Raw genomic sequence first — 14,221 nt, 5'->3', positions numbered from 1 at the left:
ACGGACCTGCTGCTGACGGGGCCCGTCGACCTGCGTGGTCGGCGGGCCCCCTCGCGTGTGCTGTTCGGGCCGCACGAGACCAACCTCGGGAACGCGGCCCGGGAGATCACCGACCGGCACGTCGCCTACTACGCCGCCCGGGCCGCGGGGGGCGCCGGGATCGTCGTGACCGAGCCGGCGTCGGTGCACGCCTCGGACCATCCCTACGCCTACGCCCCCGCCGCCTTCCCTGCCGCCTTCCCCACCGCCGCGCCGCAGGGCCCTGCTGAACCGCGTGGCCAAGCTGCACGGCCCGGCCCTGCCGCACGGCCCGGCCCTGCCGCGGCGGCGCGCGTCGAGATGCAGCTCAGCGGGAACTGTGGATCTTTCGGGCCCGCTGAGCTGCATCTCGGTGACCGGGACGGTGACCGGGACGGTGCGCGGGTGCCCGCCGCGGCCGGGTGGGCGGCGGTCGTCGCGGCGTGCCGGCCGTACGGGACGCTCGTGCTGGCCGGGCTCGCGCACGCCGGTGGGCAGGGCAGCTCCGCGCACTCCGGGCACCCGCTGTGGGCGCCCTCGTCGGTGCCCGACGTCGTGTCCCGTGAGGTCCCGGTCGCGATGGGGGCCGCGGAGATCGACGCGGTGGTCCGCGGCTTCGCCGACGCGGCCCGCGCGGCTGTGGACAGCGGTGTGGACGGTGTGGAGATCTCCGCCGGACAGCACTCGCTGCTGCGCCAGTTCTGCTCCGGCCTGACCAACCACCGCGACGACGCGTACGGCCGCGACCGTGCCCTGCTGCTGCGCGAGGTCCTCGACGCCGTGCGGGCCGCGATCGGACCGGACCCCCTGCTGGCGGTGCGCCTGTGTGTGGATGAGCTCGCACCCTGGGCCGGTGTCACCGGTGACGACGGCCTCGCCATCGCCCGGGCCGTCGCCGACCGGGTGGACCTGCTCGTCCCTGTCGTCGGGAGCGCGTTGTCGGTCGCCGCGACCCGGCCGGACCTGCACACGCCCGAGGCGTTCCTCCGGGGCCGGTGCGGCGGCCTGCGGCGCGCCATCGCCGGTGCGACGACGGTCGTCCTGGCCGGCAGCGTCGCCACCCACGCCCTCGCCGAGGGGGCGCTGACCAGCGGCGACGCCGATATCGTCGAGATGACGAGAGCGCAGATCACGGACCCGCGGCTCGTCGCGCTGGCCCGGGCCGGGACACCGGAGCGGATCCGGCCGTGCCTGCTCACCAACTCCCTCGCCGCGGCTCGGGACCCGCGCAACCCGGTGGTCGGCGACGAGCTGGAGCCCCGGTCGGGGCACGAACGGACCGACCCGGACCCGGAGCCGCACACGGTCCCGTCGCGTTCCGCGGAACGCGCTCCTGAGGGTGTCGCCGGTCCTCGGGCGCGTTCCGCGGAACGCGGTTCGGAAGGGGACACCGGGCTGCCGGAGCGTTCCGCTGAACGCGGTCCGGAGGGCGTCGCCGGTCAACGGGTGCGTTCCGCGGAACGCGGTTCGGACACCGTCGAGGGTCCGGTGGACCGTTCCGCGGAACGGGGTCCGGATGCCCCGGGGGAACAGCGCGGGGACACGGCCGCGGGCGGTGAGCCGCGTTCCGCGGAACGCGGCGTGGCGCCTCGGCGGGCGGTGCTCGTCGTCGGGGGAGGGCCCGCGGGGCTCGAAGCGGCCCGGACGCTGGCACTGCGCGGACATCCGGTCACGCTGCACGAGCGCGCCGACCGGCTCGGCGGCCTGCTGCCCGCGGCGGCGGTACTGCCCGGCCGGGACCGGCTCGCGCTCGCTGCACCGTGGTGGGCCGCGGAGCTCGACCGGCTCGGCGTCGACGTCCGGCTGGGGTCCGAGGTGGACGCCGCGACGCTCGCCGCCGCCCGGGAGCGGGGTGTGGCGGTGGTGCTCGCGACCGGGTCCCGGCCTCCGCCACCGGTGGTCGACGCGGACGTCCCGGTGCTCGCCGCGGCGGAGCTCTGCGCGGGGGTGGCGCGATCAGTCGGTGTCGTCGCGGTGCTCGCCTCCGCGCGCGTTCCGCGGAACGCACCGGTGCTCGTCGTCGACCCGCTCGGGGACTGGACCGGGCCGGGGGTCGCGGAGCTGCTCGCCGGGGCCGGGTACCGGGTGGTGCTGTCCACCCCGGACGTCGTCGCCGGGCACCAGCTCGGCCGCTGCGGGGACATGGCCGCGGCGAACGTGCGGCTGGAACGGGCCGGTGTCCGGCGGGCGCTGTTCACCCGGCCGGGAGCGGTGCGAGGCGGGGTCGCGGAGCTGGTGGACGTCCACACCGCTGCGGTGACGACCGTGCCGTGCGCGGCCGTCGTCGACTGCGGACCGCGGCTCCCGCAGAACGCGCTCCCGGCGCTGCCCGGCTGTCACCCCGCGGGGGACCGGGTCGCGCCGCGGACGCTCGCCGAGGCGGTGCGGGAGGGGCGGCGGGCCGCGTTCGCTCTCGCGGAGGCGGAGGCGGAGGCGGAGGCAGACGCGACGGCGGGCGGCACGACCCGCGCCGGGGCACGTGACACGACCGGGGCCGGTGGGGCCGCGCCGCCGGAGTCCGCGGACGGGGAGCTCCCGCGGCCCCGGCTCGGCGACCCCCTGCGCCTCGGCCGCACCACAATGCGCAACCGGATCGTCTTCACCGCCCACCTCACCGGCTTCGCCGAGGGCGGCATGCCGACCGACCGGCACACCGCCTACTACGCGGCCCGAGCCGCGGGCGGCGCCGGACTGGTGATCACCGAGGAGCACGCCGTCCACCCGTCGGACCGGCCGTACGAGCGGCTGATCCGCGGTCACGACCCGGCCGTGCTGCCCGGCTACCGCGCCCTCACCGACGCGGTGCACGCCCATGGCGCGCGCGTGCTCGCCCAGCTCAACCACAACGGTGCGCAAGGGTCGGGGATGTACTCGCGTGCGGCCGTCGTCGGGCCGTCGGCGCTGCCCGACCCGATGTTCCGGGAGGTCCCCGCCGAGCTCGACGCCGCCGGGATCGGGGAGATCGTCGCCGCGTTCGCCGACGTCGCCGCGCGCTGCGTCGCCGGCGGGTTCGACGGCGTCGAGCTCCAGTGCTCGCACGCCTCGCTGCTGCGGCTGTTCCTCTCCCCGGCCACCAACCACCGCACCGACGCCTGGGGCCGCGACCGGGCGAAGCTGGTGCTCGACATCGTCGCCGCCGTCCGTGCCGCGATCGGCCCGGACCCGGTGCTGGGTCTGCGGATCGGTGTCGACGAGCGCATCGAGGGCGGCATCACCCCCGCCGACGGCGCCGACCTCGCCCGCCGGCTCGCCGCGACCGGGCAGGTCGACCACCTCAACACCTCGATCGGGGTCGCCACCTCGACGCTGCACCTCATCGAGCCCTCCATGCACACCCCGCCGGGCTACGCCGGGCACCTCGCCGCGACCCTGCGCCGCACCGTCCGGGCAGCCGGGGCAGACCTCCCGGTGATCGGGGTCGGCCGGTTCACCACACCCGAGCAGGCCGCCGCGGCCCTCGCGCGCGGCGAGTGCGACCTCGTCGGCGTCGCCCGCGGGCAGATCGCCGACCCCGGCTTCGCGACCAAGGCCCTCACCGGACGCCCGGTGCGCCGCTGCGTCGGATGCAACCAGGACTGCATCGGCCGGGTCGGGCTGAACCTGCCGCTGGGCTGCGCGGTCAACCCGGCCGCGGGACGCGAGCGGCTCGTCCCGCTCGCCCGGTCCGCCGACCCCGCGCCGGGGCGGGTGCTCGTCGTCGGGGCCGGGCCCGCCGGGCTCGCCGCGGCCGCGTCCCTCGCCGGACGCGGGCACCGGGTGCTGCTCGCCGAACGCGCGGGCACCCCCGGTGGGCGGCTCGCCCTCGCGGCGACCGCGCCCGGGCGGGCCGAACTCGGCCACGTCGTCGCCGACCTGCTGCGCGAGGTGCACACGGCCGGGGTCGAGGTCCGGTACGGCACGACCGTCGACCGCGGTCTCGTCGACGAGCTGGACCCCGCGGCGGTCGTCGTCGCCACCGGGTCGGTGCCCGCCACCCCGCCGTGGGACCCCGAGCGGCTGACCGTCGCCGTGGACGACGTGCTGGCCGGGGTGCGCCTGCCCGCGGGCCCGGTGCTCGTCGTCGACGAACTCGGGTTCCACCAGGCCACCTCGGTCGCCGAGCTGCTCGCCGCCCGCGGGCACGCCGTCGAGATCGTCACACCGGCGCTGGTCGTCGGGCAGGACCTCGGACTCACCCTGGACCGCGAGGGGTTCCGCCGCCGCGCGCACGCCGCCGGGATCCGCTGCAGCACCGACCGGGCCGTGCTCGGGGTGCTGCGCAGGGGCGAGCGCGGGGGTGAGCAGAGCGCAGGGGGGCCGGGCTGCGCAGGAGGACCGGGCTGCACGGTGGAGCTGCTGCACCACCCGACCGGTCGCGCCGAGCGTCGCGAGGTCGGCGCCGTCGTCGCCGCGACGGCCACCGTGCCCGCCACCCGCCTCTGGACCGCACTGGCCGACGGGCCGTGGCCGGTGCACCGCATCGGCGACGCCCTGGCCCCGCGCCGGTTCGACGCCGCGATCCGCGAGGGGACGCTGCTCGACCTGCGTCCGGCCCCGGTCCCTGCTGTCGCGCCGTGACCACCGCCCCGGGCGCGCCGGCCCACCGGCCTCCGTGCTGCGGGGTGGCGTCGTCGCTGCCGGGTGGCGTCGTCGTCCCCGCGGTGACCGCGCCGCGCCGGACCGGGACCCGACCGGGCAGGCTGGGACCGTGCTGCTCGCGGATCTCACCTGGCCCGACCTCGACCCGGCCGCGGTGTACACGCTGCTCGTGCCGGTCGGCTCCACCGAGCAGCACGGCCCGCACCTGCCGCTGGGCACCGACACCGCCGTCGCCTCGGCGGTCGCCGCGGCGCTGCACGACGCCGACCCGGGACTGGTCCTCGCCCCCGCGCTGCCCTACGGCGCCGCGGGCGAGCACGAGGGCTTCCCCGGCACCGTGTCGATCGGGGAGGACGCACTGCGCACCGTGCTCGTCGAGTACGGCCGCTCGGCGTGCCGGTGGGCGTCGAGGCTGGTGCTGCTCAACGGGCACGGCGGCAACGTCGCCGCGCTGCGGTCCGCGGTGACCCTGCTGCGCCACGAGGGCCGCGACGCCGGCTGGCTGTCCTGCGTCGCCGACGTCCCCGGCGTACCGCTGGACGCCCACGCCGGGCGCTACGAGACCTCGCTGCTCACCCACCTGCACCCCGGGGCGGTTCGCGCCGACCGCGCCGAGATGGGCGACACCCGGCCGCTGCGCGAGGTCATCGCGGAGCTGCGGGCCGGGGGGATCGCCGCGGTCAGCCCGAACGGCGTGCTCGGCGACCCGGCCGGGGCGTCGGCCGAGGAGGGCCGGCGCCTGCTCGCGGCGATCACGGCGACGGCGTCGGCGGCGGTCACCGCCTGGGACCCCGACCCCGGCACCGGGCGTCTCCGCCCGCCGGCGGCGTAGCGCGGGGTCACGCCGCCCGGTGAGCCGGCGCCGGCGCTCCGCACACCACCCGGCGCCCGGTGCTCAGTGGGGCGGGCCGGTACTGCGGCCGGGCACGAGGTCCGTGCCGATCCGGGTGACGCCGGGCGGGGCGTGCGGCACCGCGGCCAGTGCGGCCGCGGCGGCCCGGCCGAGCTCCTCCAGTGGCACCCGGAGCGCGGTCAACAGCGGGTCCGAGCCGTCGTCGCCCCCAACCGCGGCCAGGTGGTCGACCGCTGCGACGCTCATCCGGCCCGGGACGTCGACACCCTGCTCGCGCAGCCCGATCAGCAGCCCGAGCGCGATGTAGCTCGAGTAGGCCACGACCGCGGTGACCTCGTCGGCAAACGGCCACCGGGCGGCCAGGCGGAGGCCGGTGTCCAGATCAGGGCTCTCCGAGCCGACCACGTCGAGCCGCCCGCCGACCGTCCGTACCCGGCGGGTCGCGGCGGCTACCCGCAGCCGGTCCAGCGACGAGCCGTGCGGGCCGCCGACGTAGCCGATGCGCCGGTGTCCGAGCCCGAGCAGGTGCTCGGTCAGCCGGCCGACCCCGCGTGGGGTGTCGGCGAGGAACGCGGGCAGTCCACGGACGGGTCGGTCGATCACGGCGAGCGGGATCCGGGACGCGAGCTCGCGCAGCCCGTCCTCGGGGGCGCGGGGGGCGACCAGCAGTACACCGTCGGCGTGCCCGAGGAGTCCGCCCGCCAGCTCGATCTCCTGGTCACCGTCGACGGCCGAGGAGATCAACGAGTGGCCGCCGGCCGTGGACAGCTCTCGCTGCGCCCCGGCCAGGATCGGGCCGAAGTAGGGGTTGGTGAGCGACGGGACGACCATCGCGATGGTCCCGGTACGCCCGGTGAACAGGGCCCGTGCCGCCGGGTTGAGGCTGAGCCCCATCTCCGTGGCGAGGCGCTGGACGCGTTCGCGGGTGCCCGCGGCGACGAGATCGGGCCGGCTGAGCGCGCGGGAAGCAGTGGACTTCGAGACGCCGGCCGCACGGGCGACATCCTCGAGCCTGATCACGCGTCGTTCCTCTCGTGCCGCGGTGTGTTTCGTCCTGATGAATCCGGGATGGATCGGATTGCGGCTCTCCCACGGCCAACTGTAGCGTCCGCTGCAACCGGTTGCTGCAACCGGTTGCAGTTGGTGAGCGAACGGAGACCCGATGCGACGACTGGCGACCGCGGCGTTGGTGCTGCCCGCGGTGGTGCTGCTCGTCGTGGGCTTCGGCTATCCGTACGTGACGATGCTGCTGGCCCCGGCCGCCGACCCCGCCCCGGACGTACCCGGCGCGTTGCTCGCGGCGGTGACCGATCCCTACGTGATCGAGATCGTGGCCCGCACCGCCCGGGTGGCCGGGCTCGCGACCCTGGCCAGCGTGCTGCTCGGGTTCCCGGTGGCGTGGCTGATCAGCCGGGTCGCGCCGCGGTGGCGGGCGCTGCTGCTGCTCGCGGTCACGTTCCCCCTGCTGCTGTCCACCGTCGTGCGGACCTTCGCCTGGATCGTGCTGCTCGGCGGGGAGGGGCTGGTCAGCCGTGCCCTGCAGGGCGTCGGGCTGGCGTCGGGACCGGTCCAGCTGCTCTACACCGAGACCGCGATGGTGCTCGGCCTCACCCAGCTGTTCATGCCGCTGCTGATCCTCACCGCCTACAGCTCGCTGGCCTCGGTCGACCCGGCCCTCGAGGACGCCGCCCGCGGCATGGGAGCCGGCAACGCGGCGGTGTTCACCCGGGTGGTGTTCCCGCTCGCCCTGCCCGGGACGGCCGTCGGCGCGATCCTCGTGTTCGCCGGCTCGGTCACCGCGTTCACCACGCCGTCGCTGCTGGGCGGCACCCGCAACCGGACCCTGGCCACCCTGCTCTACCAGGAGGCGAACACCTCGGTGAACTGGAGTGCCGCCAGCGCGGTCGCCATCATCATGACCGCGATCCTGCTGGTCGTGACGCTGGTGCTCGCCCGGGTCCCGGCGATCGGGGCCCGCCGGTGACCCGTCGTCCCGTGCTGACGGTGCTCGCCGCGGTCGCCGTGTTCTTCCTGCTGTTCCCGATCGTCGTCGTCGTCGGCATCGCGGTCACGGCCGGGACGGCGCTGGCCTTCCCGCCGGAAGGGCTGTCGCTGCGGTGGTTCACCGAGGCGGTGTCCTACGAGCCGTTCCGCTCGGCGCTCGGCACGAGCCTGGTCGTCGCGGTGTTCGCGACGGTGCTCGCGCTCGTCGTCGGCGTCCCGGCCACCTACGCGATCCACCGGCGCTCACCGCGCGGGCGCACCCTGCTGCAGACGCTGTTCCTGTCGCCGCTGATCGTGCCCGAACTGGTCCTCAGCTTCGCGCTGTTCCAGTTCTTCGTCGTGCAGGCCGGGATCGACACGTTGTCCGCGCTGGTCGTCGGGCACGCGGTGCTCCTGCTGCCCTACACGGTGCGCGTGACCGGCGCGTCGCTGCTCGCCGCCGACCCGGCGCTCGAGGAGGCCGCGACCGGGCTCGGTGCGGGCCCGCTGACCACGTTCTTCCGGATCACCCTCCCGGTGATCGCTCCCGGTGTGGTGGCCGCGTCGATCCTGTCGGTGCTCACCTCGTTCAACAACGTGCCGCTGTCGCTGATGCTCACCTCCCGACGCGTGGAGACGCTGCCGGTGGCGATGCTGTCCTACGTCCAGACGTCCTTCACCCCGATGGTCGCCGCCGCCAGCACCCTGTTGCTGGTGTTCGCGGTGGCCGTCGCGCTGGTGACCGAACGGCTGGTCGGATTCCAGAAGGTCTTCGGACGGAGTTCCTCATGACGACCCCCGCCCCGGTGCGTCCCCCGACCGCCACCGACGACGACGTGGTGGGACTGTCCGGCGTCAGTCGCGACTTCGGAGCGGGCCCGGTCGTGGACGACCTCGACCTGTCGGTGCGACGGGGCGAGTTCCTGGCGCTGCTCGGACCCAGCGGCTGTGGCAAGACCACCCTGCTGCGCATGATCGCCGGCTACCTGGAGCCCACCGCGGGTCGGGTGACGATCAACGGTACGGACGCCACCCGGATGCCGGTCCGCCGTCGCAACATCGGCATGGTCTTCCAGTCCTACGCGCTGTTCCCGCACCTGAGCGTGGCGGAGAACGTCGCGTTCGGGCTGCGGATGCGCAAGGTCGGCCGCGTCGAACGGGACCGGCGGGTGCACGAGGCGCTGGACCTGGTCGGACTCGCGCACCTCGGCGCGCGCCGCCCGGCCGAGCTGTCCGGTGGCCAGCAGCAGCGGGTCGCGCTCGCCCGCGCCGTCGTCGTGCGCCCGGACGTGCTGCTGCTCGACGAGCCGCTGTCCAACCTCGACGCCCGGCTGCGGGTGCAGCTGCGCGACGAACTCGCCAGGGTGCAGCGCGAGACCGGCCTGACCACCGTGCTGGTCACGCACGACCAGGAGGAGGCGCTGGCCGTCGCCGACCGCATCGTGCTGCTGGACCGCGGCCGGGTCGCGCAGGAGGGCACGCCACGGGAGGTCTTCGAGCGGCCCCGCACCCGGTTCGTCGCCGAGTTCCTCGGCTACCGCAACGTCCTCGACCTCCCCGGGCGCGGTCGCGTCGCGATCCGGCCCGAGCACGTGCGGGTGCACCCCGATGGCGGAGCCACCGACGCGGCCCCCGGCGACGCCCGCGACGTCGTCGTCCTCGACGGGACGATGCGCTCGTCGACCTACCGCGGGACCTACAGCACCGCCACCGCCGTCGTCCCGACGCACGGGGGCGAGGCCGAGGTGCAGGGCGTCACCGGCACGCCCGAACCGGCCCCTGGTGACCGGGTCCGGGTGGAGCTGCGGGTGTCCGCGATCGTGAGTCTGGAAGCCGACCCCGAGGAGGTCCTGTGATGGCCAGGCCCGTCATGAAGAGGAACGCCGTGTGGGTCTTCGGGGCCGTGACGGCGGTGTTGCTCGCCGGCTGCGGCGGACCCGGCGGCTCGGGCGGGGGTTCCGACGAGCTCGTCGTGTCCGGGTTCAGCTTCGGGGCGGAGGAGTTCGAGAAGACCGTCGTCGCCCCGTTCGAGGAGGAGACCGGCATCCGGGTCACCTTCGACCCGGGCTCGAACTCCGACCGGTACAACCGGCTGCTGGTCGACCGGGCCCGTCCGGACGTCGACGTCGTGCTGATCTCCGACCTGTTCGCCGCCGACGGGGAGCGGGAGGGGCTGTTCACCGACATCGACCCGGGGTCGGTGCCGAACCGGGCGGACACCGTCGAGTTCGCCCGGGACGCCCCGGGCCAGGGAATCCCGTACACCTTCACGCTGCCGGGCGTCCTCTACTCGACCGACGCCTTCCCCGACGGACCGCCGACGGTCGCGTCGCTCTGGGACCCGGAGCTGGCGGGCCGGATCGCGGTCCCCGACATCTCGGCGACGGCGGGGATCCCGTTCCTCATCGCGGTCGCAGAGACCTTCGGCAGCGGGCCGCAGGACGTCGACACCGCGTTCGCGAAGCTGGCCGAGCTCAAGCCGAACGTGCTGCAGTTCTACTCGAGCACCACCGAGCTGCTCAGCCTGCTCGAGCGGGGCGAGGTCGTCGCCGCGCCGGGCCTGGACCTGTTCGCCTACGACGCCGTCGAGGCCGGCCGGCCGGTCGCCTGGGCCCCGTTCGACCGGGGACGAGTGCTGTCCTACAACAAGGCGGAGATCGTCGAGGGGGCCGCGAACACCGACGGCGCCCAGCGGTTCGTGAACTACCTGCTGTCGCCGGAGGTGCAGACCCGCACCGCCACGGCGTTCTCCGACAAGCCGGTGAACCGGGCCGCGACCGTCCCGCCGATCATGACCGAGGTGTCCGGCGGCGCCGCGACCGACCCGGGTGCAGCCGGCTACGTCCCGCTGGACCTCGACTTCGTCGGCGCGAACCGCGGCGCGTGGATCGACCGGTTCGCCCGCGAGGTGTCGGGCTAGTGCCGGAGCCGACACCGCCGCTCCCGGTCGTGATCGACACCGATCCCGGGGTCGACGACGCGATTGCGCTGCTCCTGGCTCTGGGCTCCTCCGCACTGCGGGTGGCCGGGGTGACGACGGTGGCGGGCAACGCAGGGATCGAGCAGGTGACGGCCAACGCCACCGCCGTGCTGGACCTGGCCGGCGGACCTGCCGGTCGCGATGGGGGCGGCCGGGCCGCTCGCCGGTGGCCCCCGGGTGCCCGACGAGCCGGTGCACGGCCCGGGCGCCCTCGGCGGGGTCGTCCTGCCGCCGGGCGCCCGTTTGGTCGCCGGCACGCCCGGTACCGGGGGCCACGGCCCGGACGGCCGTGGCGACGGGACGGCCGCGGTCGACCTGATCGCCCGCCTGGCCCGGACGCACCCGGGCGAGCTCGTGCTGCTCGCGCTCGGACCGCTGACGAACGTGGCCCGGCTCCTCGAGCGCGACCCCGAGGCGGCAGGCATGCTCGCCGGCGTCGTCCACATGGGAGGCGCCGCCTTCGCCCCGGGCAACGTCACCCCCGCCGCGGAGTTCAACACCTACTGCGACCCGGAGGCGGCCCGGGTGGTGCTCACCAGCGGTCTGCCCGTCCGGCTGGTGCCACTCGACGTGACCCGCCGGGTCGTGCTGCCGGGCGCCGTCGCCGACCGGCTCGCCGGCTCCGCGGACCCGGTCACCGCCACCGCAGGCGCAATGCTGCAGGGTCTGGTGGAGGGACACGCCCGCCGGCACGGGGTCCGCGAGTGCCGGGTGCACGACGCGACGGCCGTCGTCGCGCTGCTCGATCCGGAACGGTTCTGCTGGCGGCGCCACCCCGTCGACGTCGAGTGCGTCGGCGAGCTCACCCGGGGGGCGCTGGTGACCGACGTGTACGGCCGCACCGGGCGGCCCGCCACGGTCGAGCTCGCCCTGGACCTCGACCCGGACCCCGTCCGTCACCGCCTGCTCGCCGTCCTGGAGGACGCCCGATGATGCGTGCGATCACCGGAACGCTGCTGCTGCGCGGCGGATCCGTCGTCTCCGTCCACACCGGCGAGACGTTCCGCGCGGACGTGCTGGTCGAGGGGGACCGGATCCGAGCCGTGCTCGCCCCGGACCGGGCGGAGCTGACCGCCGCGGAAGAGCTGGACGTGACCGGGCGGCTCGTCGTGCCCGGCTACATCGACGCGCACATGCACGTGGAGAGCTCGCTGGTGCCGCCGGCCGAGTTCGAGGCGCTCACCCTGCACCGGGGCACGACAACCGTGCTGGCCGACCCGCACGAGATCGTCAACGTCGCCGGTCGCGAGGGCATGGCCTGGATGATCGAGCAGGGCCGTGGCCTGCGACAGGACATCCGGTGGGCGGTGCCGTCCTGCGTGCCGTCGCTGCACGGGTTCGAGACCGCCGGGGCCGACCTCGACGCCGACGACATCGCCGAGATGCTCGGCTGGGGCGGCGTCACGACGCTCGGCGAGGTCATGGACTACCGGGCCGTGATCGGCGGGGACCCACGGACCCTGGCGATCATCGACGCGGCGTGCCGGGCCGGGGTGCGCCTGGACGGTCACTGCCCGCACATCAGTGGGGCAGACCTGAACGAGTACCTGTGGGCGGGCGTCGACTCCGACCACACGAAGAACTCGCCCGAGGTCACCGTGGAGAAGGCCCGGCTCGGGATGGTCATGATGCTGCAGGAGAAGTGCCTGCGGCCCGAGCTCGTCGAGGCGTTGCTCGCGCTGCCGGTGCTGCCGGACTTCTGCCTGGTCAGCGACGACGTCGCCCCGGACGCGGCGGTCGACCACGGGCATCTCGACCACCTGGCGGGCGTCGCCCTGGACTGCGGGCTCCCGGCCCTGGCGGCTCTGCGCGCGCTGACCCTGCACCCGGCACGCCGGCTCGGCCTCGACGATCGTGGCGTCGTCGCCCCCGGCCGGCGGGCAGACCTCGTCGTGCTGCGCGACCTGACCTCCTTCGTCCCCGAGCACGTGGTGTGCGGTGGTGTGCCGGTCGGTGAGCCCACCCCGCGCCCGACGCCGTCGCACCCGTTCGGCGGGACGGTCCGGCTGCCCGAGGCCCCGGACGGACGGTGGCGGACCGACCTGCCCGACGGCGAGTACCCGTTCCGCGCGTTGCGGGTCAACCCGGTCGACACCTACACCGAGCCGGACGAGATCGTCCTGCCGGTGCGCGACGGTGTCGTCGAGTGGGAGGGCCGCTGCGCAGTGGTGACGGTGGTCGAACGGCACACCGGGGCCGCGTCGCGGCAGACTGCACCGGTGCTGGGGTTCGCCCCCACGCCCGGAGCCTTCGCGACGACCTACGCACACGACAGTCACAACCTCACCGTCGTCGCCACGTCCGCCGGGGCACTCGCCGAGGCCGCCGGCCGGGTTCGTGCGGCCGGCGGCGGGATCGCCCTGGTGCGAGAGGACTCCGCGCCAGTGGAGCTGAGGCTGCCGATCGGGGGCGTCATGTCCGACCTCCCCGCGGACGAGGTCGCCGCGGCGGCCCGGGAGATCCGCTCCGCGGTGCGCGAGTGGGGCTGGGACCACGCCAACCCGTTCATGAGCCTGACGACCATGACGCTGCCGGTCTCGCCGCAGGTGAAGATCACCGACCGGGGGCTGGTGCGGGTCGTCGAGCGGGACTGGGAACCGGCGGTGCGCGCGGGCGGGTGAGCGCGGTGCCGCTCAGCTCGCGTGGGAGAGCAGGGGCACGAGCTGCTCGGCGGTGGTGAACGAGCCGTGCTGGCCGGGGAACGTCGACAGGAACGGCTCGGCCTCGGTCCGGACCACCGCTGCCGTCCCGTGCATCGCGACGACGACGTCGCCGATCCGGTCGAGCACCCGGTCGGCGACCGGGCCGAACCAGCCCCGGGCCACCGCCTCCTCCCGGGTGACGACGGACGCGTCGTCGCCGAGCACGGCCCGCCAGGCGGCGAGCACGTCGGCCGTCGCCCCGGGTCCGGTGTAGACGTGGCGGGCGCGCGGGTCCCCGCCGAGCAGCGCCACTCCGTCGGTCAGCGCCGGGGTGGTGTCGGCGTCGACGGTCCGGTCGACGGTGACCATGCCGTGGTCACCGGTGACGGCCAGCAGCGTGCCCGCGGGCAGCTCGGCCAGGAGCATCCCGAGCAGCGCGTCGACCTGGCGCAGCTGCCAGCGCCACGCCGGCGTCCCGGGGCCGTACAGGTGGCCGACCTTGTCGAGGTCGGCGTGGTAGCCGTAGACCAGCCGGGGTCCCGGCCCCTCGACGCCGGCGAGGATCTCGACGGCCAGGTCGCCGAGCGCGGCGACCCCGCGGTACTCGCCGCCGCGCAGCCCGGACCGGGTCAGCCCGGACGTCCGGAACTCCAGCGGTGACACCGACCGCACCGCGACGCCCGCCGCCGCGGCGCGCTCCAGCACCGTCGGTTCCGGCTGCACCCGCTCCGGGACGAGCGTCTCCCGCAGGTCCCGGCGGCCCGAGGACCAGCCCAGCGCGTCGAGCAGCTCCCCGTCGACGCGGAACCGCAGGCCCAGGGTGCCGTGCGCGCCCGGGGGCAGCCCGGTGCCGAGCGAGGTCAGGCTGATCGGCGTCGTCGAGGGGAAGCCGACGGTCAGCGGCCCGGCATCGGCGAGCCCGGCCAGCACCGGCGCGTCGTCGGCGTGGGCGCGCAGCGGCTCGTGGCCGAGGCCGTCGACCAGCAGCAGCACCGCGGCCCGGGCCTGCGGCAGCACGAACGCGGGCGGCCGCTGGTCGAGCGGGGCGCCGATCGCGTGCGTCAGGGCGGGCAGGACGTCGGCCAGCGTCGCCGAGCCGTAGCGGGGGAGGACCTCGGACATGTCCGGGAGTCTGCCCCGGCCGGGCCCGGGCGGACCACGCCGATC

Annotated in this window: 10 protein-coding genes; 8 read left to right on the top strand and 2 right to left on the bottom strand. The window is 75.6% G+C overall.

Annotated elements, in window-relative coordinates:
- Nucleotides 1–6 precede the first annotated feature (6 nt).
- Nucleotides 7–4,575, top strand: coding sequence for a mycofactocin system FadH/OYE family oxidoreductase 2 (locus Ae505Ps2_RS33090; RefSeq protein ID WP_249265371.1), 4,569 nt, complete (start codon nt 7–9; stop codon nt 4,573–4,575).
- 130 nt (nt 4,576–4,705) lie between these two features.
- Nucleotides 4,706–5,428, top strand: coding sequence for a mycofactocin biosynthesis peptidyl-dipeptidase MftE (gene mftE / locus Ae505Ps2_RS04255; protein ID WP_075309885.1), 723 nt, complete (start codon nt 4,706–4,708; stop codon nt 5,426–5,428).
- Nucleotides 5,429–5,491: 63 nt separating this feature from the next.
- On the opposite strand, the gene Ae505Ps2_RS04250 is transcribed toward mftE, so the two are convergent.
- Complete coding sequence (locus Ae505Ps2_RS04250) at nt 5,492–6,469, bottom strand: LacI family DNA-binding transcriptional regulator (RefSeq protein ID WP_075309887.1); 978 nt, start codon at nt 6,467–6,469, stop codon at nt 5,492–5,494.
- 142 nt (nt 6,470–6,611) lie between these two features.
- On the opposite strand from Ae505Ps2_RS04250, the gene Ae505Ps2_RS04245 reads away from it, so the two are divergent.
- The 6 genes from Ae505Ps2_RS04245 (at nt 6,612) to Ae505Ps2_RS33085 (ending at nt 13,033) form a co-directional block, all read left to right on the top strand.
- Entirely contained in the window at nt 6,612–7,433 is an 822-nt protein-coding gene (locus Ae505Ps2_RS04245) for an ABC transporter permease (RefSeq protein WP_075309889.1), read from the top strand.
- Nucleotides 7,430–8,224, top strand: a complete 795-nt coding sequence (locus tag Ae505Ps2_RS04240; protein WP_075309891.1) for an ABC transporter permease — start codon at nt 7,430–7,432, stop codon at nt 8,222–8,224. Before Ae505Ps2_RS04245 ends, Ae505Ps2_RS04240 begins: the two co-directional genes overlap by 4 nt.
- Nucleotides 8,221–9,288 (top strand): ABC transporter ATP-binding protein, encoded by a 1,068-nt coding sequence (locus Ae505Ps2_RS04235; RefSeq protein ID WP_139318907.1) that lies wholly within the window; start codon nt 8,221–8,223, stop codon nt 9,286–9,288. Before Ae505Ps2_RS04240 ends, Ae505Ps2_RS04235 begins: the two co-directional genes overlap by 4 nt.
- Nucleotides 9,288–10,352 (top strand): ABC transporter substrate-binding protein, encoded by a 1,065-nt coding sequence (locus Ae505Ps2_RS04230; RefSeq protein WP_075309892.1) that lies wholly within the window; start codon nt 9,288–9,290, stop codon nt 10,350–10,352. The genes Ae505Ps2_RS04235 and Ae505Ps2_RS04230 overlap by 1 nt, the downstream gene beginning before the upstream one ends.
- 237 nt (nt 10,353–10,589) lie before the next feature.
- Nucleotides 10,590–11,345 carry a nucleoside hydrolase gene (locus Ae505Ps2_RS04225; RefSeq protein WP_349289819.1) on the top strand — a complete coding sequence of 252 codons (756 nt, stop codon included), beginning with the start codon at nt 10,590–10,592 and terminating at the stop codon, nt 11,343–11,345.
- Complete coding sequence (locus tag Ae505Ps2_RS33085) at nt 11,342–13,033, top strand: adenine deaminase C-terminal domain-containing protein (RefSeq protein ID WP_075309894.1); 1,692 nt, start codon at nt 11,342–11,344, stop codon at nt 13,031–13,033. Before Ae505Ps2_RS04225 ends, Ae505Ps2_RS33085 begins: the two co-directional genes overlap by 4 nt.
- Before the next feature lie 12 nt (nt 13,034–13,045).
- Here Ae505Ps2_RS33085 and Ae505Ps2_RS04215 read toward each other — a convergent pair whose 3' ends face one another.
- Entirely contained in the window at nt 13,046–14,176 is a 1,131-nt protein-coding gene (locus Ae505Ps2_RS04215) for a nucleotide pyrophosphatase/phosphodiesterase family protein (RefSeq protein ID WP_075309896.1), read from the bottom strand.
- Nucleotides 14,177–14,221 lie beyond the last annotated feature (45 nt).

The organism is Pseudonocardia sp. Ae505_Ps2 (assembly GCF_001932425.1).
GTDB lineage: Bacteria > Actinomycetota > Actinomycetes > Mycobacteriales > Pseudonocardiaceae > Pseudonocardia.
Note: the sequence above shows the minus strand (reverse complement) of the source record. Positions and strands in the feature narration are given on the sequence as shown.

What these genes read in the sequence shown, in the direction of transcription:
- Ae505Ps2_RS04245 (WP_075309889.1), top strand. Translation starts at nt 6,612, where the DNA reads ATGCGACGACTGGCGACCGCGGCGTTGGTGCTGCCCGCGGTGGTGCTG.
- Ae505Ps2_RS04235 (WP_139318907.1), top strand. Translation starts at nt 8,221, where the DNA reads ATGACGACCCCCGCCCCGGTGCGTCCCCCGACCGCCACCGACGACGAC.
- Ae505Ps2_RS04230 (WP_075309892.1), top strand. Translation starts at nt 9,288, where the DNA reads ATGGCCAGGCCCGTCATGAAGAGGAACGCCGTGTGGGTCTTCGGGGCC.
- Ae505Ps2_RS33085 (WP_075309894.1), top strand. Translation starts at nt 11,342, where the DNA reads ATGATGCGTGCGATCACCGGAACGCTGCTGCTGCGCGGCGGATCCGTC.
- Ae505Ps2_RS04215 (WP_075309896.1), bottom strand. Translation starts at nt 14,176, where the DNA reads ATGTCCGAGGTCCTCCCCCGCTACGGCTCGGCGACGCTGGCCGACGTC.